Source organism: Bacteroides timonensis, assembly GCF_000513195.1.
Taxonomy (GTDB): domain Bacteria; phylum Bacteroidota; class Bacteroidia; order Bacteroidales; family Bacteroidaceae; genus Bacteroides; species Bacteroides timonensis.
In genome coordinates this window covers 87,693-108,158 of sequence record NZ_CBVI010000007.1, presented here as the reverse complement: position 1 = coordinate 108,158, position 20,466 = coordinate 87,693, and the positions used below count along the sequence as shown (strand labels likewise).

Here is a 20,466-nt window from a genome sequence, read left to right as displayed (position 1 = left end):
CGTAGCTTGTAACTAACTAATATGCAAATTACAAAACCAACCAAAGCCGAAATGATGAGAGAGTTGCGGGACTATATCTTCATCACTGTCGGTCTTATCAGTTATGCCTTGGGATGGGCGTTGTTTCTGATTCCTTATCAGATAACGACGGGCGGTACTACAGGTATCGGTGCAATTATCTATTACGCCACGGGGTTTCCTATCCAATGGTCATACTTCATCATCAATGCTGTCTTAATGACATTTGCCATTAAAATACTGGGTCCTAAATTCAGTATTAAAACCACATTCGCCATCTTCGGGCTGACATTCTTTTTATGGTTTTTCCAAATGCTTGTAAACGGTCCAGACAATACACCACCACTTATACTGGGACCGGGACAGGACTTCATGGCTTGTATGATAGGTGCCGTGATGTGCGGTGCAGGTCTCGGAGTCGTATTCAATTGCAACGGAAGCACGGGAGGAACGGATATCATCGCCGCCATCATACATAAGTATAAAGACGTCACACTGGGACGTATGGTGATGCTTTGCGATGTGGTTATCATCAGTTCCTGTTACTTCGTATTCCATGACTGGAGACGTGTGATATTTGGTTTTGTAACTTTGTTTGTTATCGGTTTCGTATTAGACTATATCGTGAACAGTGCCCGCCAGTCCGTGCAATTCTTTATCTTCTCCAAAGAGTATGAAAAGATTGCCGACCGTATTACGAAGGAGACACACCGCGGCGTAACCGTTCTGGACGGTATAGGATGGTACAGTAAACACAATGTAAAAGTACTCGTTGTATTAGCTTATAAGCGCCAGTCAATTGATATTTTCCGTTTGGTGAAAGACATTGACCCGAACGCATTTATCTCTCAAAGTTCCGTTATCGGAGTCTATGGAGAAGGTTTCGACCGGTTGAAAGTGAAATAAGACTTTATCTGAATATGCTTTTTTCTTCATCCAGATAAACAGATGTAATGGAAGAAGCATCCAAAATGCTGTGGAACATGAAACTCGTAGTGACATGTTTCACAGCATTTCTTTTCATAGCTTCTATTTTCTGAGGAAACAAATTTTCATACTTAACCGAATACCATACAAAAGCTGCCGGATAATGAAGCGGTTCATTATCTTCCGCATGAAGATATTTTTCGTTTTCTCCCAAAGATTCTCCATGATCGGAAAGATAAATAAGAATAGCTGTTTTATCTCTCAATTCTTCAATCAGCTGATGCAAAAACCAATCAGTATATATGATAGTATTATCATAAGAATTTATAATAGCCTCCCGAGTACTTGAAGAGATATTTTTTGAACGGAGAATAGGAGAGAAAACTTCTTTGTCAAAATGAGAATTATACCACCAATGTGAACCTATCGTATGGAGAACAACCAACTTCCGTGGGTTTGAATATTCTAATTCTTTCAAATAAGAAGGCAATAAAGCTCCATCCAGCCATTTATCAAACATATACACATTCTTTCCCTCATTAGCATATATCAATGTATCGGCTTCATACATAAAATCCGAATAAGTATCTACAGGTTCCTGACTGGCAAGCCAGGATGTGCGAAAACCAGCCTTTTTGAAGAGAGAAATAAAAGATCGTTCTGTTTGTGCTCTTTTATCATCAATACTGTCTGCCCTTGTCAAGATAACCGGCAGACTGGTGTGCGTAAAAATCTCTTTAGTATAAACATTGGAGAAGGAACAGATTCGTATATCAGATGTAAGTAAAGGAGCGGTATTTCTTCTATATCCGTTCAGTTGCAAATGGTCGGCACGTAATGATTCCCCCAATACCACAATTGCAGTTAAAGTATCCACATCACAACGAATATCTTCCTTAAAGTCAATTCGTGTACCTTGTGTCTGGCGTTGCAACATATAATCTTTCAATACATAAAAGAAAGAAGCCGGCATACGCCGTGATACAGAACCGGATAATTTTTCCACACCATGAAACACAAACAATAGACATAAGGAAGATACTACAAAAAATTCCCATTTATTTACTTGTATTTTGCAGAAACGCCAATATACAGCAAACAAGGAATACAGTAAAGCAATCAGAACAAACAGAAACAACTTCAAAGTAATAAAGCCTATTCCAAAACCTGCATCATTTACTGCAATCAGATCAATCAGCATCGGAGTTAGCGTAATATGAAGCGAATAGCGAAAATAAGCAAAAATGCTACTAAGTAACACAATAGCAGGAAAAGAAACACAGAAAACATATCTGTTGACTCCTAACAAAAGAAATAAGGGAAAAGAAGCTAAGGTGATAATCCCCCATTGCAATACAAGTATCAGACAATCAGTAAAACCGGAACAAGGAATATCCAGAAATTCCCATATAACAAAGAGAAGTCCGTAACCTATAGTTAAAGACAATATGAACAAAGCATATTTTAGGTCCTTATTGAAAAATATTCCCTTCATCTTTTGTACTTTTGCACAAATATACAACGATAAATAATACCAATTATTATGAAAAGAAAATTTGTATTTGCCACAAACAATGCACACAAATTGGAGGAAGTTACTGCCATTTTAGGCAACAGGATAGAACTCCTTAGCCTGAAAGACATTCACTGCCACGTAGACATTCCCGAAACAGCAGATACCTTGGAAGGAAATGCCTTGCTGAAAGCTCAATACATTTTTGAAAACTACCAGATGGATTGCTTTGCCGATGACACCGGACTGGAAGTGGAAGCACTGAATGGAGAACCTGGAGTTTATTCTGCCCGCTATGCCGGAGACGGACACAATGCAGAAGCAAATATGCTGAAACTCCTGCACAACATGGAAGGAATAGAAAACCGGAAAGCACAATTCCGTACAGTATTTGCCCTGATTATTGACGGAAAAGAGCACTTGTTCGAGGGTTTTATAAAAGGAGAAATCATCAAAACCAGACAAGGTAATTCGGGTTTCGGATACGATCCGATATTTGTACCCGAAGGTTACTCGCAAACTTTTGCAGAGATGGGTAATGAATTGAAAAATAAAATAAGCCATCGCGCCATAGCCACAAACAAACTCTGCAAATTCCTCAATAGCATACAATAAACCCATAAATATAGAGTTATTAGTTTGTAAGTGTGTTGCTTACAAACTAATATAGCTCTGACCTTTTTATGAGATTTTTATATATACTTTTATTCAGCTTATGCATTCTATTGCCCGTTAATGCACAAAACGCAATAGGAGAGTGGCAAACTTACCTTTCTTATCACACCCCCACCCGCAGTGAAGTCATAGGAAGCAAACTCTTCATACTTGCAAACGGAGATTTGTATGCTTATGATAAAGAAGATACCAGTATACGAACTTATTCAAAATCTTTTTCGCTAAGCGATACGGAAATATCCTATATTGCTTACCAATCAGCCTATAAGTTATTAGTCATTATTTATTCCAATGCGAATATAGATTTATTAGTGAATGAGGAAGATATTTATAATCTTCCCGATTATAAAAACAAGAATATGACACAGGACAAGACAGTCAACCATGCTTGTTTTTATAAAGAATACACGTATTTATCCACTGCCTCGGGTATTCTTTGTATTAATCTGAAAAAGCGGGAAATCAGCAATTATTATCCCTTGAATAAAAACGTTCTGGCATGCAACGTATCGGAGAATTATCTTTATGCAGCTACTTCCGAAGGATTGTTCGCAGGACTATTAACTGAAAATCTATTAGATATTAACAACTGGAAAAAGGTTTCGGACGATACCTCTGAATTCCTTTCTAAATACAAGGACATTCCCTTTAAAGAAGAAATACCGGAAAATATAACGCCAAACAGTCCTATACGTAACTATCCATATTATATGAATTTTGCCGGAGAACGATTATTAATAACCGGGGGCGGACATATAGCAAACAGACTGGATCGTCCAGGTACTATCATGACATTTGAAAATAATACCTGGAACAGTTTTCAGGAAGAGGGTATCAGTGAACAAACCAAACAACGGTATGATGATATCAATTGTATCGTTCAAGATCCTCAGGACAATACTCATCATTTTGCGGCATCAGCAGGAGAGGGGATTTATGAATTTAAAGATGGGAAGTTCATTAATTGGTACAGTATGCATAATAGTCCGTTGGAAAGTGCACTGCCAAACAGTGATTCAAAACATAATTATGTACGCGTAAATGGACTTATCTATGATAAAGATAATAATCTCTGGATGGTAAGTTGCGGTGTTGCTAAAAATCCGGTACAGGTATTAAGAAAAGATGGAAGCTGGGTAAGTCTTCATTATCCGGAAGCCATGGAAAGAAGTAATTTCGGACGGACTATCTTTGATAAAAGAGGTTGGCTGTGGGCTACTTCTTCGCGTATAGAGTCGGGAGGATTGTTCTGCTTGAATTATAACGGCACTATTGCAGATACTTCGGACGACCAACACAGGTTCATTACCCGGTTCACTAACCAAGATGGAACCCTTTTAGAACAACTGGCGGTTTATTGCATTGCCGAAGATAAAGAGGGAGCTATCTGGATAGGTACTAACAAAGGTCCTTTGATACTGAATAACCCTTCTCGTTACTTTAATGATAACTTCTATTGTACACAAATTAAAGTTCCGCGCAATGATGACAGCGGCTTGGCTGATTTCTTATTGGTGAACGAAGCGATTAATGCCATTGCAATAGATGGTGCCAACAGAAAGTGGATAGGTACAGCGTCCAATGGAATTTACCTGATAAGTGCGGATGGAATGGAAACGATTCATCACTTTACGGAAGAGAATAGTCCGCTGCTTTCCAATAGCATCGTATCTATTGCCATACATCCCCGTACCGGCGAAGTCTTCATCGGAACAAGCAAGGGACTCGTTTCTTATCAAAGTGACGCTACAGAGGCTGAAAACAGCTTTAAAGAGAGTAATGTACGTGCTTATCCTAATCCGGTACGTCCGGACTACAGCGGAGTGATTACTATTACGGGAATGGTTTACGACAGTGATGTGAAGATTGTAGATACTGCCGGACATCTTATTTACCAAGGTACTTCCCTGGGAGGGCAATTCACCTGGGACGGAAGAAACAAACAAGGTAGGAGAGTGGCCACAGGAATATATATGGTGCTTGCCGCAGACAGTGAAGGAAAAGAGGGGATTGTTACGAAAATTGCATTTATAAGAGGAGAATAAGAGTGATAGAGGTGATAAAGTGGTAAGAGTAATGTTACCCTATCACTTTATCACCTCTATCACCTTACCACTTTATCAAAGCCCCAGCTTTGCCGAAATCTCCAGCATCCTCTTGATAGGCTTCACTGCTTTCTCAGCTATTTCAGGATCTACTGTTATTTCCGGAGATTCGTCTTTCAAGCAATTATAAAGCTTTTCCAGCGTATTTAATCTCATGAAGCTACATTCATTACAGGCACAGGTGCTATCGTTAGGAGGAGCCGGAATAAACGTCGTTTGCGGACATTTCTTCTGCATCTCATGAAGGATGCCCGATTCGGTAGCAACAATATACTCTTTCTCGGGATGATTCACTGCATACTTCAACAATGCTGCGGTTGAACCTACCACATCAGCCAACTTCAGAACTACACTCTTACATTCGGGATGTGCCAAAACCACTGCATCGGGATGCTGCGCCTTTAATTCAACAATCTTTTCAACCGAGAATTGTTCGTGTACATGGCATGCGCCGTCCCATAATAACATATTGCGCCCCGTGATAGAGTTAATATAATTCCCCAGGTTTCTGTCAGGACCAAAGATTATTTTCTCATCTTTGGGGAAACTTTCCACGATCTGCTTCGCATTGGTAGAAGTTACCACAACATCTGTCACTGCTTTCACGGCAGCTGTCGTATTTACGTAAGATATCACCGTATATCCGGGATGCTCTTTGACAAACTGACTGAACTTGTCCGCCGGACAACTGTCTGCCAACGAACAACCGGCTGCCATATCAGGAACCAGCACTTTCTTATTCGGACAAAGCACCTTGGCCGTTTCACCCATAAAGTGAACACCGCACATCACAATGATATCCGCTTCCGTTTTGGCTGCCCATTGAGCCAATGCCAGACTATCGCCGACGTAATCGGCTATATCCTGTATTTCCCCCTTCTGGTAATAGTGCCCCAGAATAATCGCGTTCTTCTCCTTTTTAAGTTGCTTGATAGCTTCTATGAGATTATTCATAATTATATTTTTTATTTCTCTTTCTAATTTAAAAATCCTTTGATGGTGATGATAGGCTGTTAATAGTGTCGACAAGTAAATACGATTTTTCTTGCCTATGAAGTTATTAGTATGAGATAAAACTTTATTCGTACGTTATCAACGGGCAAATAAAAGGTATATCTCTTGATAATAAGCCATCTATAAAACTCTTTCAACACCTTGTTGATAAAGTGCAAAGTTAATAACTTTATAGTTATAAACCGATGTAATAGGGCTGAAAAATGTGTTTATATAACCTCGGAAAGTTTCTCTTAACTTTTTTGGAATGTTCATTCTGGTGGGTGCATATACGTTGTTTTGAATATTGCAAGAATTATTTTTGAATTTCTTTCCCTACTCTTTTGACAGCTTTTCAACGGTTATTAACAGGGATGTGAACGGAAAGAAGTATCTTTGCAAATCAATCTATTAATAAAAGTCATTTAAAGAGTATAGCTGTCATGCGTAAACTGAAAATAACAGAACTGAATCGTATTAGTATAGAGGAGTTTAAGGAAGCGGAGAAGCTGCCCTTGGTGGTGGTATTGGATAATATCCGCAGTCTTCATAACATTGGTTCTGTATTTCGTACTTCGGATGCTTTCCGGGTGGAATGTATCTATCTGTGTGGCATTACAGCTACTCCGCCCCATCCTGAGATGCATAAAACAGCTTTAGGTGCTGAATTCACTGTCGACTGGAAGTATGTTAATAACTGTGTTGAAGCTGTTGATAACCTTAAAAAGGAAGGATATACTGTTTATTCTGTAGAGCAGGCGGAAGGCAGTATCATGCTGGATGAGCTGTCTTTAGACCGTACTAAGAAGTATGCGGTAGTTATGGGAAATGAGGTGAAAGGAGTTCAGCAGGAGGTTATTGACCATTCCGATGGATGTATTGAGATACCCCAATATGGTACGAAACACTCATTGAACGTATCTGTAACTGCCGGTATCGTTATCTGGGATTTATTCAAGAAACTGAAATAACAGAGTGTTGATAAGTTGTTTGAACCCTGTTCAAACAGTGGTTATTATGTCCTTATCAATAGAGAAATGAACAATGATTTATAGTAGTTTTCAACATAGGTAAGTGATTGAAATACATGGTTTTCTATAATGACTACTTTCCATTACTAACAGTGTTCTTAATATCATATCAACAGGAGGGTTCAAACTATGAAAAAGGTTTTATTAATTCTTTTATTCTGTATTTTCCATAGCTGGAATGGTAAAGCTCAAGCGGACTTTTATTCGTTGCAATCATTGGGCGACAGGTATATTTATGACTCTGAATATTTTGATGATTCACGTGAACTGCAAGTATACCGGAGTGGGGTAGATGCTACTTTGAAGAGTGATTCATTGTTGACTATCTATGTATTCGATGCTCAATATCCGCCTACTTTCAATTTGTTTTGTTCTACCTTTGAATTGTTGTATCCGGGTGTTCCCTGTATAATCGTTGGTATTTCGAATCCTAACAGGCAGAGTGAATTAACTCCTCCTTATACGGATGAAGAATCGGTAAAGGGGTATGATGATCCTGGGAAGGCGGATTCTTTATTGTTATCTCTGGAAAAAGAAATTATTCCTTTTATAAAGAGCAGATATAATACGGGTTCGCGGAATATATTGGTAGGACATTCGTTAGGCGGCACGTTTGTGACGTATGCTTTACTTAGCAACCCCGGTTTGTTTCAATGCATTCTGTCTGTATCTCCTAACTATATGTATAGCAAGAAGATGATGATTGATAAACTTTCAGAATTTACTAAAGAGTACAAAGGGGATAATCAACTTTATATGTATCTGGCAAGCGGGAAGAAGGATAAAATAGAAGAGTCATTTAAGCCTGCCACAGAGGAGGCAATAAAGATTTTATCCACTTGTCCGAAGATTGTTTTGAACTATGATTCTTTGAATATAGAAAAACACAGTCATACGATCTTTGAAGGTTATTACAGGGGGCTGTTGGGATTGAAAAGGTACGTAAATAAGTAGTAGGATATTTCTATTTTAAAGCTGTCCGCTTTCTACTAACAGAATAACCCGTTCGGTAAGCGCATCATCTCCTGTGGGATCATATTGCTTTTTCAGACTGGCACCGAACAGTGCGGCGAAAGTCTGATAGAAACCTGCTTTAAAAGGTCCCATGAAGGCTTTTACCAGTTCGTAACCCGTGGAATTGGTTTGGCGATCCACTAACTTGATTAGTAACTTTCCTTGAGAGAAAGAAAGCTTTTTCATGCGTGGAGTATATTGTTCTTTCAGGCTTTTTTCTACTGCTTTCATGTGTTTCTGACGACTCTTCTCATCAGGCAAAGTCATCATATATTCGTAAGTTTCAATAACTGCACGGTTGATTTCTTTGGAGATAGGCAATACCTTCTTTACATTATATACCAGTCGGTTATATTCATTCAATTGTTTTTTGTTCTTGAATTTGAGAGGTTTGAAAATATAAACGGTGGGTATCTTTATATACGGAATAGTGTCTCCTTCGTAAACGCACATAGGAACCAAGTATCCTTCGGTTTTCGTTTCCTGTGCCTGGCATAAGGAAGTCCCGAACAGAAGGAAGACTACGATGATGAATATGTTCAGTCGTGCGTTCATGCCACAAAATTAAGTGTTTATCTTTATATTTGGTCTGATTGTCGATGTTTTCCTTGTCGTGTTAACTTATTTATGGTAATTTCGCGACAATTAAACTTATTTACACGAATGAAATTACCCAAGTTGGGAGTTTTTCTGAGTATGCTGTTGATGACTCCTGTACTTGAAGCTCAAAATACAAGTGTGTCCCTATGGGAAGAGAACATAGAGCAACTCTCTATGGATGAAGAAGAAAAGAACTGGGAAGATGAACTTGAAGAGCTTTCCAATCGCCTGCGGGAACCTGTTAATATCAATGTTACTACTAAACGTGAATTAGAGCAATTTCCTTTTCTTTCGGATATTCAGATTGAAAATATCTTGGCTTATGTGTATATACACGGGCAGATGCAAACCATTTATGAACTGCAATTGGTGGAAGAGATGGATAAGCATACCATCGACCTGCTTCTTCCTTTTGTTTGTGTACATCCTATTCCTGAAAAGATAGGTTTTCCCCGGTTTAAAAGTCTGTTGAAATATGGTAAACAGGAGGTATTAACCCGGATGGATGTGCCTTTCTATACCCGTAAAGGTTACCAGAAGAATTATCTGGGACCTGCAATATACCACTCTCTAAGATATGGGTATCGTTACGGAGATTATCTCCAAATGGGAATTACGGCCGAAAAGGATGCAGGAGAACCTTTCTTTGCCCTGCATAATGAAAAAGGATATGATTATTATTCTATCTACTTTCTGCTTCGTAATCTGGGTAAGTTGAAAACGTTGGCATTGGGAAATTACAGATTAAGTTTCGGGCAAGGGCTAGTAGTCAGCACTGATTTCCGTTTCGGGAAAACTTATTCTCTCTCAACGGTGGATAACCGTAGTGGTGGCATCCGGAAGCACAGCTCAACGGATGAATATAATTATTTCAGGGGTGCTGCGGCAACAGTGGAGATTATTCCTGCACTTCAGTTATCTGGTTTTTATTCACATCGTTCTATGGATGGAGTCATAGAAGGGAGTGAAATTATCTCTATTTATAAAACCGGATTGCATCGTACGAAGAAGGAAGCGGATAAAGTAAATGCTTTCATTTTACAGTTGATGGGTGGGAATATCACCTATGAAAAGAACAATCTAAAAGTAGGAATGACAGGCATTTACTACTTTTTCAACCGTAGTTATCAACCAGAGTTAAGAACTTATGGTAAGTATAATTTGCAAGGGAATTACTTTCATAATGTAGGTGTAGATTATAAATATCGCTGGAATCGATTTACTCTGACAGGTGAAGCGGCTATGGGCAAACAAGGTTATTCACTGTTGAACCAATTGAAATATAATATATTAACCGGTTATCAACTGTTGATTGTTCATAGATATTATAGTCATGATTACTGGGCAATGTTTGCACGTTCGTTTGGTGAAAGTAGTACACCGCAAAATGAAAATGGCTGGTATCTGGCTGCCGAAGTATCGCCTTTGGCACATTGGAAATTCTTCGCTTCTCTGGATTTATTTTCTTTTCCCTGGTGGAAATACCGCATCAGTAAACCGTCGCAAGGTGTGGATGGCATGTTCCAGTCAATCTATTCTCCTAAGCGAAATTTATCTATGTATGTTAACTATCGCTATAAGCGAAAAGAGAGAGATGTGGCAGGAACGGATGGAAAAGTTATCCTCCCTACTTATCATCACCGCCTTCGTTACCGCCTGACTTATTCACCGGATCATCTACAGTTACGAACAACGGTGGATTATAATCATTTTCATTCGCAGGGGCAGGAGGGAAGCCAGGGATATCAGTTTACACAATCCTGTTCGTATGCTTTTTCTTTTCCGCTGAAGATATCTGTGCAGGGTACTTATTTCCATACGGATGATTACGATTCCCGCATTTATGCTTCCGAAAAAGGTCTGCTTTACACCTTCTATACGCCTTCGTTTTATGGACAAGGATTTCGCTTTTCTGCCTGTGCCCGGTATGATGTGAACAAAGCTCTGATGCTTCTTGTTAAATTCGGGCAAACCGTCTATCAGGACCGTGAAACCATTGGTTCGGGTAACGACCTGATACAAGGAAACAGAAAAGCCGACTTACAAATGCAGCTTCGTATAAAGTTTTAGATTGGAAATAGACGGTTATCTTATTTATTTCATATCTTTGTTTAATATAATAGTTCCATTTTAATTTAAAATAGTAAATACAATGACTGTTATCTATCCGTCTCCCATCTTCGGTCCTGTTCATTCCCGCCGTTTGGGAGTATCCTTAGGGATTAACTTATTGCCGGAAGATGGTAAGGTGTGTTCGTTCGACTGCATTTATTGTGAATGCGGTTTCAATGCAGACCATCGTCCCAAGAAGGCATTGCCTACCCGCGAAGAGGTACGCAATGCCCTTGAAGCCAGATTGCAGGATATGCAACAGAATGGCCCTCAACCGGATGTATTGACTTTTGCCGGAAACGGTGAACCTACAGCTCATCCGCATTTCCCTGAAATCATAGAAGATACGTTGATGCTTCGTGATAAGTATTTCCCGAATGCCAAAGTCAGTGTATTGAGTAATTCCACCTTTATTCACCGCCCTGCAGTGTTTGATGCGCTGAACAAGATAGATAACAACATACTGAAACTCGATACGGTAGATGAGGATTATATTCATACTGTGGATCGTCCTGCAGGGCATTATTCTGTGGGTGAAATCGTAGAACATATGAAAGCTTTTCAAGGCAACTGTATTATTCAGACTATGTTCATGAAAGGCAGTTATCAGGGGAAAGACGTGGATAATACTTCGGATAAGTACGTTCTTCCGTGGCTGGAGGTTGTGAAAGAGATAAAACCCTGTCAGGTGATGATTTATACTATTGATCGTGAAACGCCTGACCATGATCTTTGTAAGGCTACTCATGAGGAACTGGATCGTATTGCTGCTTTAATTAAGGAAGAAGGTATTCCGGTTAGTGTTTCTTATTAAACTACCTATAGGTGTGATGCAATTACCTATAGGTAAAATAAGTACAGGGTAACCGCATCTTGATTAAAACAATCGCTTTAAATAGTTTCGATTATAATCGAATTTTTAAATAAAGTCATCTAAAAATTCGATTATAATCGAAACTATTTATATTTTTGTGGAAAACTTAGCTTATGGACGATAAATGGAGTGCACTGGAAAAGTATAATCTTTGGAATGGAAATTCCTATAAATTAGGGTTACTACGTACATCTTACATTAATAAGATTCATGCTTTTGTAGGAAATAAATTAGTAAAGGTACTTATAGGTCAACGTCGTTCCGGGAAAAGCTATATTCTAAGGCAAATTGCTTCCGGTTTGATTTCTGACTTAGGTGTTCATCCTAATAATATTCTGTATATCAATAAGGAATATTTGGAATTTGATTTCATAGACAATTATCAGGAGTTAGAAAAACTATATCAACTTTATCGTGAAAAACTTAATCCTCAGGGAAAGGTTTATTTATTCTTCGATGAAATACAGAATGTGGATGGTTGGGAGCGGTTTGTCAATTCTCATTCTCAGGATTTTGTGGAAGAATGTGAGTTGTTTATCAGCGGTTCAAACTCAAAGATGCTTTCCAGTGAACTGGCTACTTTGCTTTCCGGTCGTTACGTTGAGTTTCATATTTTCCCATATAATTATATGGAATATATTCAAGTGACGGATACAGTGGCAGGACGTTCCTCTTATTTATCTTATTTACAACGTGGAGGGCTACCGGAATTGTATAATTTGCCTGATACGGAATCTCAGAAGCAATATGTTGCTTCGGTCAAAGATACCATATTATTGCGTGATATAGTGAAACGTAAACCCATTCGTGATGTCAGACTTCTGGATGATGTTTTTATTTATTTGGTGAATAATGCATCCAATTTGTTTTCGATTCAGAATGTAATAAATTTCTTTAAATCGAAGAACCGTAAAGTATCATACGATACGTTATCGAATTACTTAAGTTATATAGAAGAAGCCTTTTTGGCTTATAAAACAGAGCGTTACAACATTAAAGGAAAAGAAGTTCTGGCGGGTAATTGCAAATATTATCTGAATGATTTGGCATTTAAGAACTTTTTATATCCGGGCTTTGCATATGGTGTAGGATATTTATTGGAAAATGCGGTATATATCGAGCTTCGCAGGTTTGGTTTTCAAGTTTATGTGGGCACTATTCGTGATAAAGAGGTCGATTTTGTGGCTATGAAAGACGATCGTATTATTTATATTCAGGTTGCTTACATGATGGAAACGGAAGAAACAATGGAGCGTGAATATGCTTCTTTATTATCAATTGCTGATAGTTATGAGAAGTATGTTGTTTCAATGGACGAAGTTCAATTGCCTTCAAGAGAAGGTATACGTCATGTACAAGCATGGAATTTATCAGAAATATTAAAGTGACTAATTTTATAATATGTATACAATGAAACCTATTACAATTAAAGACCTTTCAGAGAACTTCTTTGAAGTTATCGGTAAAGAATGGATGCTGGTGACGGCAGGTAATAAAGATCATTTCAATACGATGACTGCCAGCTGGGGCGGTATAGGCTTCCTATGGAACAAACCGGTGGTCTATGTCTTTATCCGTCCGGAACGTTACACGTTTGAGTTTATTGAGAAGAGTGAATACTTCACGCTCTCTTTCCTGGGAGATGAGAACAGAGCTATCCATAAGATATGTGGAAGCAAATCGGGTAGGGAAGTGGATAAGGTGAAAGAGACGGGACTGAAACCGGTTGTTACGGAAAAAGGAAATATTCTTTTTGAACAAGGACGTCTTAGCCTGGAATGCCGCAAGCTCTATACGGATGTAATGAAAGAAGATTGTTTCATCGATCCAAGTGTTTGCAAGCAATGGTATGGTGGCGTCCATGGCGGTTTGCACCATATTTATGTGGCGGAGATTACCGGAGCGTGGATGAGGGAGTACTTATACTAATATTCTTTATAGCCACTCCCATTTGCGTATCTCTTTTCCTGCAATTACTCAACCATTTGCTAAATGCCTCGTAATCAAGTTCTCGTGGAATGGTTTCTTTCACTTGATTATCGAGAGCTTTAGTAAAAGGTTTAGGTGAGAAGATGACATAAATCTGGTTATGCTCTTCTTCTTTGCTACAAGTTAGAGTATATTCGTCTACTATATCGGGATGGTTGACATCGTGTTTAGGAGAAAAGAATATATATTTTTCTCCATGTTTTACCGGTTGTTGACCGGTGCCATCCTTTCTATAAGGAAGCAAACAGTAAGCAGTAGGTGTTTCGTCAATCAGATAAACAGCCAGAAATCCGTCTATGGGTGATTGAAACATCAGGAACATGTCGTCTCCATTGCGAAATAGTTCGCTTTCATTTCTTTCTTCAGTGCCATTTCTCAACACTTTAGCCATGAATTCTGTTTGGGCACTTGTGATTTCCCGTGCTTTGCCGCAAATGGAACAGGTAACAACCAGCGTTCCGTTTTCTTTATCAGTGTCATAGGTGTATTTGGGTTCATCTTTATCTTCAATCCATTCACCTTTTACCTCTGTGCCGCTGAGCGAGAAGAACCGGCTGTCTGCTTTCCCATTCTCATCTTTGACCACACTGGCATTTACTTGCGAAATTACTGTTCCAAACTCATCGGCAAGTGCTTGTAGCTTAGCACGTTCTAGTGCAATGCGTTTCGCTTCGCTGAGTGATACATTTTCGGGTGCATAGAATGTATATTCTCCACAGACGTTTTTTACCTTTTGGGCAAATGCGGTGGTGGGGAGAATAAATATGAAAAAGATAAAAATAAATTTATGCATAGCTATCAAGTATTTCTATTTCAAATTTAAAGGTTTATGTAATAATAGCCAACTGACGTACGGTTTGTTTACTGCCTTTTGAGTATTAAATCAGTTTATTTGGCTATAAATAATGACTAATTGGTAGAAATTGGTGATAGAGCTATTTTAATGTCTGTTCGCTAGTAGTGCTGTAAGAGCATGACTAAGCATATAGATATATTCTTGAACTGGAATATTTAGAGATAAAGGATTTGATGGATGTAAGTGGAATAAATTATTTACAATGGTGTTGTTCGAATACAAAAATATATTCTTGATAATCAAATATATACATACTGTTAATTTCTAGTCTGCAAAGAGTTAAGAGTTTGTCGACAAGAAGTTAACTCCTTGTCGACAAACTCTTAACTTCTTGTATGCAGTGAATTAGACTGTTTTCGGATTATTTTATATTACTAAGATCAAAATACTAATATGACCGGCATGTGATATATTCGATGCACAGCAAATTAACAAGTTTCCTTAGATGGCAAATCTTGCTTCCTATTTTTTATTGATAATCGGCAACACCGCTTCGACCAGCGACTGCTTCCGGTCTTGCAGACTGAGAATCTCCTCTTCGAGAGTGCCGCAGGAAATGAAGCGATAGACAAAAACCGAACGTTGCTGTCCGATGCGGTGCGCACGGCTGATGGCTTGTTCCTCTGCGGCACGGTTCCACCAAGGATCAAGCATAAAGACATAGTCCGCACTTGTGAGATTCAGTCCCACACCTCCTGCCTTCAGTGAAATTAAGAAGAATTGGCAGGAGGGATTATCCGCAAAACTATTTATCACCGTTTCGCGGTTGCGGGTTTCTCCTGTCAGCATTTCATACGTCCAATGTCGTTTTTCCATTTCCTCTCTCACTAGCAGGAGCAATGAAACATATTCAGAAAAAATAAGTACTTTATGATCTGTTTCATGCAATGTCTCCAAGCGTGAAAAAATTTCAGCAAACTTTCCCGAATCTATGTCTTCTTTATTGATAAGCCGGGGATGGCACGCTATTTGGCGCAAACGGTTGATGGCGGTCAGCACATGTGCGGATGTTGTGGCGGAATCACTTAGGGTTACACCGTTCTTGTCCGTGCGGCAAGACAGTAGTAAGTTGCGCGCGCACGACAATTCTTCATCATAAGCCTGTTGCTGTCCGGCGGTCATCTCGCATAATACAAGTTCGTCCAGACGCTCCGGCAAGTCCGGCAAAACGTCTTCTTTTGATCTTTTCAGAAAATACGGGAAGATTAAGGTACGGAGTATCGCAGACTTTCTGTCTTGCGTGTTTTGCGATATCGGATGGATGTAATTGCGTTGAAAAGTGGAGTGATCGCCCAGCAGCATAGGATTGAGCACGTTCATCAAACTCCATAAGTCGCTAAGCGAATTCTCAATGGGAGTGCCGCTAAGTGCTATGCGGTGGTGTGCCTGCAAGCGGATTACAGACTGGTATAACTGTGAAGTCCGGTTCTTGAAGCATTGCGATTCATCGAAAACGAGTATGCCGAAGGAGAAATGCGAAAGAGATTCGATGTCATTGCGTAGCGTCTGGTAAGTGGTCAGCACCACATCCCAACGCATGAGCGCTTGTCGCTTTTGCCGTCGCTCTTCGGCCGTTCCGGTATATTCGCAAACCGTCAGTCGCGGTGCAAACCGGTGAAGTTCATTTCGCCAATTGTATACTACTGAAGCGGGAGATATCACGAGTGTCGTTTTGTATGGCAAATCTGATTTGGCGTCTGATATTTTCTCCGCTTCACCTTTCATTGATTCAGTGGAGAAAAGGGTTGGAAGGCTGTCATTGATTGTGGCAGACTGTTCCGCGCTTTGTCGGTGAGTTTCCTTGTATTTCAGGAGGAGGGCAATGGTTTGGATGGTTTTTCCCAATCCCATGTCGTCAGACAGGCAACAGCCGGTCTGCGCAGCAAAATGACGGTAGAGCCATTCAAAGCCTGTTTGCTGGTAATGCCTCAGCTGTGCTTTCAATCCTTCGGGAACAGATAAATCGTCTGGAATTTCTTCATGCTTATTCACGTCTATTGCCGCTGTCAACGGCATTTGGCACCGATGGAGTGAAATTTGTTTTTTATCCACACGGCCAAACATCATGACGCCGCCATAGCGGGCAAACCATTCGTCGGGTATCAGGAATATGCTGCCGTCGTCCAGCATATATTCATGCTCCTCATTCAAGATGTTGTCTCTGAGCTTCAGGAATGGAATCACCGCGCCATTGTCCAGATGTATTTCGATGTGTATCCGGAGCCAGTCGCTATTCCATTGTGCGGATTGGCAGATTTTCGCGTCGCCCATATAATATCTGTTTACTGACGGTTGAAAGAATTCTATCCCTACTTTTTTCAAATCTTCTGCATGTATCTTCAGCCACTCGATAAGAACAGCGAGTGCCTCCTTTTCGGGCATACCCAATTCCTCTTTCAGTATTTTCTTCTTTTCCAGCTCCCAACTTTCATCCCGGGTGAATTTTTTGAAACAGAAGCTGCCTTCTTCCTCTTCCAAACGCACGAAGAGTTTCCGTTTGTCATTGGCTCCAAAAGTGACATCGCCATAGATAAACTGCACGCAAAGCAGTGCTTCGCCGTAAATGTCTCTTTCCAGAAGAATCCTGCATTTCCGTTCGCACTGTTCTTCTATAATGTCAAACCCTTCGGCCTGAATTTCAGTCTTATAAGTATTCTTAAGGATAAACCGTCGAAAATAATCGTTCTGCATCCTTTGGGGGATGAAGGTGGAGGGTTTGTTGAGAAAAGGCAACAATAGTTTTCCGCTGAATCCGTCAGGAAGAGCGTATATCCGGTTCCCTAAAAGGAACATGCCCGGAGTTTCGGAAAACACGAAAGGATGGTGCTCGCAAGGAACAATCACTTCTTCTTCGTTCAATTTCAGATGGAGGGTGTAGTCAATTCCCTCCTCTCCTTTGTTGAATATCATCTGCGGAACGGCTACGGATGAGGCCAAGGATAATTCATTTTTCTTAAGTAACTCGTTTTTGCTGTTTTCACGGAAAAACAGATGTATGCCCAGTCCGGATGCTTCCTCGATGAGTTTGTTCAGCTTCTTATCCGTTATTTGCTTTATGTAATGTTGCATCTTTGCGTCAGCCTTTTCCCGGAAGTTTTCTTCGGTTCTGAACTTCTTTTTGCCGAAAGATTCATAAAGGGCTTTGGGTTCGCACTGGGCGCACAACGTTACAAGTTCGCTCAATGCCTTGTCATTTGCCACTTCGACCGCTTCTACCTTTCCTGTTGTGATGAAATAAAACTCGTGTTCCTCTATGTGGAATAGCGTGGCGACATGAATATTCCAAATCTCTGATGGTCTGATGATAAGGGCGTAGTCGCTATTGTTACCGGATGACTGTGGCATGGATGTTTCTTTTTCGATTAGGGTGTAAAGGTAGTTTTTTTAATAGTAATCAATTACTGCTATTCAGTAAATTCTCACTAATGATTTCTTTCTTCATTCGCTTGTACTTTTACCTAAAAAGCGTAACTTTGTGAATAAGTAATTCATCTTCAATATAAAAGAAAAATGGAAGAACTGCAAGACAGATATATCCGCTTTGATTGGGCCATCAAGCGGCTTCTTCGCCAGAAGGCTAATTTCGACGTTCTGGAAGGTTTTCTCACTGTATTTCTGGGAGAAAAAATAACCATTATCGAGATACTGGAAAGCGAAGGTAACCAGCAATTCGCCGAAGATAAATTTAACCGTGTAGACATCAAGGCACGCAACAGCAAAGATGAAATCATCATCATTGAGATTCAGAATACCCGTGAATTATTCTATCTGGAGCGTATTCTTTATGGAGTGGCAAAAGCCATCACCGAACATATTTCTTTGGGTGAGACCTATTATAAAGTAAAGAAAATCTATTCCATAAGCATCCTTTATTTCGATATAGGTAAGGGGAGCGATTATCTGTATCACGGACAAAACCACTTTGTAGGTGTTCATACGGGCGACCGATTACAAGTAAATGTCAAGGAAAAGAATGCCATTATCCAACGTATGCCTGCTGAAATTTTTCCCGAATATATCCTTATTCGTGTGAATGAGTTTGATAAGGTAGCTCTTACTCCGCTGGAAGAATGGATGAAATATTTGAAAGATGGTACTATATGTCCCGATACCAGTGCTCCGGGTTTAAGCGAGGCAAGGGAAAAATTGAAATACTACTCCATGTCTCCTAAGGAACGGATGGCCTATGATGAGCACCTGAATGCCATGATGATTCAGAATGATGTGCTGGATTCCGCAAAATTGGAAAGTAAATTGGAAGGTAAAGCGGAGAGAAGCATAGAGATTGCTCAAAATTTGAAGCACATCAATATGCCTGTGGAGCAAATTGCAAATGTCACCGGATTATCAATAGAAGAGATAGAGAGGATTTAGACATATTACATTCTGCTACTTTCAGTCCATCCCGACACTTTATCAGTATAGCAGGGAGCTTGAGTAAATGTCCTTTTTTCCTATATCACATATTGTTGTTTTCAGTTCTATTTCCACATTATAAACTTCGTGAGTAGTCCGAATACTATGGAAGGATTTATATCTTTTTGTGGATTTTATTCTACTAAATTCTTACAACTTTTCAGATTCATCAAAGCATAAGTAGAAAGTAGGTCACTTTCACTATAATTATATTCCAAGAGAAGGTAATGCGCACGCCCGCCATCTATATCGAATACTATTCCCGCTGTGATATATTTATTTACATTTTTGTTGCTACGGAAAGAAAAGGATGCTAAACCCAAGTTTTTCAATTGATTAAATGTTAGATGCTCCATTGCTCCTTTCAATTTGTCCATTGTTGACCATCCATTTTCAATAACGTGCGTTAATAAAGCATACAATGCATTTTTAAACTCATCTTCGGGTACATTATTACGTTGATTATCGTAATTCTTCAATGTGTCGTATGACGTTGTGTATCCGTATATTTTGAGTATGCTGTTTTGCCATATAAAATATTTCCCTTCATTGTTCGCCTTTTTCATGTCGGCCCAGACATTCATGGAAAACTGATTGGAATCACTCATTTCCTTAATCATATTCGCAGGATTAGGATATTGTTTTTTCAGTTTATCTAAATACTCTATAAATAGTTCTTGTTGTTGTGCCAAGGTAGACAATGGTGCCAAAAACATTATGGTACATACACTGATAGCTATTACATAATACTTTTTCATAATCATATAATTTAATATTTATTTATAAATATAGAATCCAATCTATCTTGTTTGATACTTTTGATAATAACAAAAATACAATTAAATTAAGAATTTTGAAAAGTAAATTTAGCAGGAAAGTGTTTATGATATAGATATTAATGGTTATTCGGTCAAAAAATAGGATTACTCGGTCATAATCTTTTTAGAGATGAAGGGTTGGTTGCTTTATTTTGTTCTTTAGGTAGAATAAGTTACTTCTGTAGCTTTATAAGAAGTAATGTAGCGTTGTATCTGTGTTGCAACGTCGCTGCATATAGCTTTCAACACAGCTGCATATGTTTTTCAGTAATACTGCAAATGCTTTACAGTGATGCTGCAAACGCTTTGCAGTGATGCTGAAACTGCTTTGCAGTAACACTGCACCTGCCTTGCAGTGATGCTAAATCATTTAGTACAGGGAGATGAAGTGGCGATGACTGACTGTCAACGCTCATCCCGTCAATTGAAATATATCAGAATATGGGTTTCCGCTGCGATAAATATCATAAGGAAAGGCCTTTTATGCAAAAAACAGGGAGATTATTCCATAGTTGCAAAATATGA

Annotated in this window: 16 protein-coding genes; 10 read left to right on the top strand and 6 right to left on the bottom strand. The window is 39.3% G+C overall.

Features of this window, described 5'->3' with window-relative positions; all coding sequences use genetic code 11:
* The first annotated feature begins 21 nt into the window (after nt 1–21).
* The gene (locus BN161_RS02495) at nt 22–924 is read left to right on the top strand and encodes a YitT family protein (protein ID WP_044262751.1); all 903 of its coding nucleotides are present in this window, start codon (nt 22–24) and stop codon (nt 922–924) included.
* 4 nt (nt 925–928) lie between these two features.
* On the opposite strand, the gene BN161_RS02490 is transcribed toward BN161_RS02495, so the two are convergent.
* Entirely contained in the window at nt 929–2,440 is a 1,512-nt protein-coding gene (locus tag BN161_RS02490) for a phosphoethanolamine transferase (RefSeq protein ID WP_044262749.1), read from the bottom strand.
* 48 nt (nt 2,441–2,488) lie between these two features.
* Here BN161_RS02490 and BN161_RS02485 point away from each other — a divergent pair, with 48 nt between their 5' ends.
* Both BN161_RS02485 and porZ read left to right on the top strand, forming a co-directional pair.
* Nucleotides 2,489–3,073, top strand: a complete 585-nt coding sequence (locus tag BN161_RS02485) for a non-canonical purine NTP diphosphatase (protein ID WP_044262747.1) — start codon at nt 2,489–2,491, stop codon at nt 3,071–3,073.
* A 68-nt stretch (nt 3,074–3,141) separates the two neighbouring features.
* Nucleotides 3,142–5,178: a type IX secretion system anionic LPS delivery protein PorZ gene (porZ, locus tag BN161_RS02480; RefSeq protein WP_044262745.1), complete on the top strand. Its 2,037-nt coding sequence runs from the start codon at nt 3,142–3,144 to the stop codon at nt 5,176–5,178.
* A gap of 75 nt (nt 5,179–5,253) precedes the next feature.
* Here porZ and nadA read toward each other — a convergent pair whose 3' ends face one another.
* On the bottom strand, nt 5,254–6,291 hold the full coding sequence (gene nadA / locus BN161_RS02475; protein ID WP_074435085.1) for a quinolinate synthase NadA: 1,038 nt from the start codon (nt 6,289–6,291) through the stop codon (nt 5,254–5,256).
* A gap of 383 nt (nt 6,292–6,674) precedes the next feature.
* Between nadA and BN161_RS02470 the strand changes: the two genes are divergently transcribed.
* Together BN161_RS02470 and BN161_RS02465 are read left to right on the top strand one after the other, a co-directional pair.
* Nucleotides 6,675–7,202, top strand: a complete 528-nt coding sequence (locus BN161_RS02470) for an RNA methyltransferase (protein ID WP_044262743.1) — start codon at nt 6,675–6,677, stop codon at nt 7,200–7,202.
* Nucleotides 7,203–7,391: 189 nt separating this feature from the next.
* Nucleotides 7,392–8,216 (top strand): alpha/beta hydrolase, encoded by an 825-nt coding sequence (locus BN161_RS02465; protein ID WP_044262741.1) that lies wholly within the window; start codon nt 7,392–7,394, stop codon nt 8,214–8,216.
* Between the two features lie 15 nt (nt 8,217–8,231).
* Here the strand turns inward: BN161_RS02465 and BN161_RS02460 are convergent, their stop codons facing one another.
* Complete coding sequence (locus tag BN161_RS02460) at nt 8,232–8,831, bottom strand: DUF4294 domain-containing protein (protein WP_007211410.1); 600 nt, start codon at nt 8,829–8,831, stop codon at nt 8,232–8,234.
* A 108-nt stretch (nt 8,832–8,939) separates the two neighbouring features.
* Here BN161_RS02460 and BN161_RS02455 point away from each other — a divergent pair, with 108 nt between their 5' ends.
* From BN161_RS02455 to BN161_RS02440, 4 genes are all read left to right on the top strand, one after another.
* A complete protein-coding gene (locus tag BN161_RS02455; RefSeq protein WP_044262738.1) occupies nt 8,940–10,946 on the top strand; it encodes a helix-hairpin-helix domain-containing protein in 2,007 nt (668 codons plus the stop codon).
* An 82-nt stretch (nt 10,947–11,028) separates the two neighbouring features.
* A complete protein-coding gene (locus tag BN161_RS02450) occupies nt 11,029–11,802 on the top strand; it encodes a radical SAM protein (protein ID WP_044262736.1) in 774 nt (257 codons plus the stop codon).
* A 173-nt stretch (nt 11,803–11,975) separates the two neighbouring features.
* Complete coding sequence (locus BN161_RS02445; RefSeq protein WP_044262733.1) at nt 11,976–13,250, top strand: ATP-binding protein; 1,275 nt, start codon at nt 11,976–11,978, stop codon at nt 13,248–13,250.
* Nucleotides 13,251–13,272: 22 nt separating this feature from the next.
* Nucleotides 13,273–13,791, top strand: coding sequence for a flavin reductase family protein (locus BN161_RS02440; protein ID WP_044262798.1), 519 nt, complete (start codon nt 13,273–13,275; stop codon nt 13,789–13,791).
* On the opposite strand, the gene BN161_RS02435 is transcribed toward BN161_RS02440, so the two are convergent.
* Together BN161_RS02435 and BN161_RS02430 are read right to left on the bottom strand one after the other, a co-directional pair.
* Entirely contained in the window at nt 13,757–14,644 is an 888-nt protein-coding gene (locus tag BN161_RS02435; protein WP_044262732.1) for a DUF4384 domain-containing protein, read from the bottom strand. The genes BN161_RS02440 and BN161_RS02435 overlap by 35 nt on opposite strands.
* Before the next feature lie 525 nt (nt 14,645–15,169).
* Nucleotides 15,170–18,052, bottom strand: coding sequence for a DEAD/DEAH box helicase (locus BN161_RS02430; RefSeq protein ID WP_044262730.1), 2,883 nt, complete (start codon nt 18,050–18,052; stop codon nt 15,170–15,172).
* A 165-nt stretch (nt 18,053–18,217) separates the two neighbouring features.
* Between BN161_RS02430 and BN161_RS02425 the strand changes: the two genes are divergently transcribed.
* Nucleotides 18,218–19,081, top strand: coding sequence for an Rpn family recombination-promoting nuclease/putative transposase (locus BN161_RS02425; RefSeq protein ID WP_044262728.1), 864 nt, complete (start codon nt 18,218–18,220; stop codon nt 19,079–19,081).
* Nucleotides 19,082–19,257: 176 nt separating this feature from the next.
* Here the strand turns inward: BN161_RS02425 and BN161_RS02420 are convergent, their stop codons facing one another.
* On the bottom strand, nt 19,258–19,881 hold the full coding sequence (locus BN161_RS02420; protein WP_125910729.1) for a hypothetical protein: 624 nt from the start codon (nt 19,879–19,881) through the stop codon (nt 19,258–19,260).
* Nucleotides 19,882–20,466 lie beyond the last annotated feature (585 nt).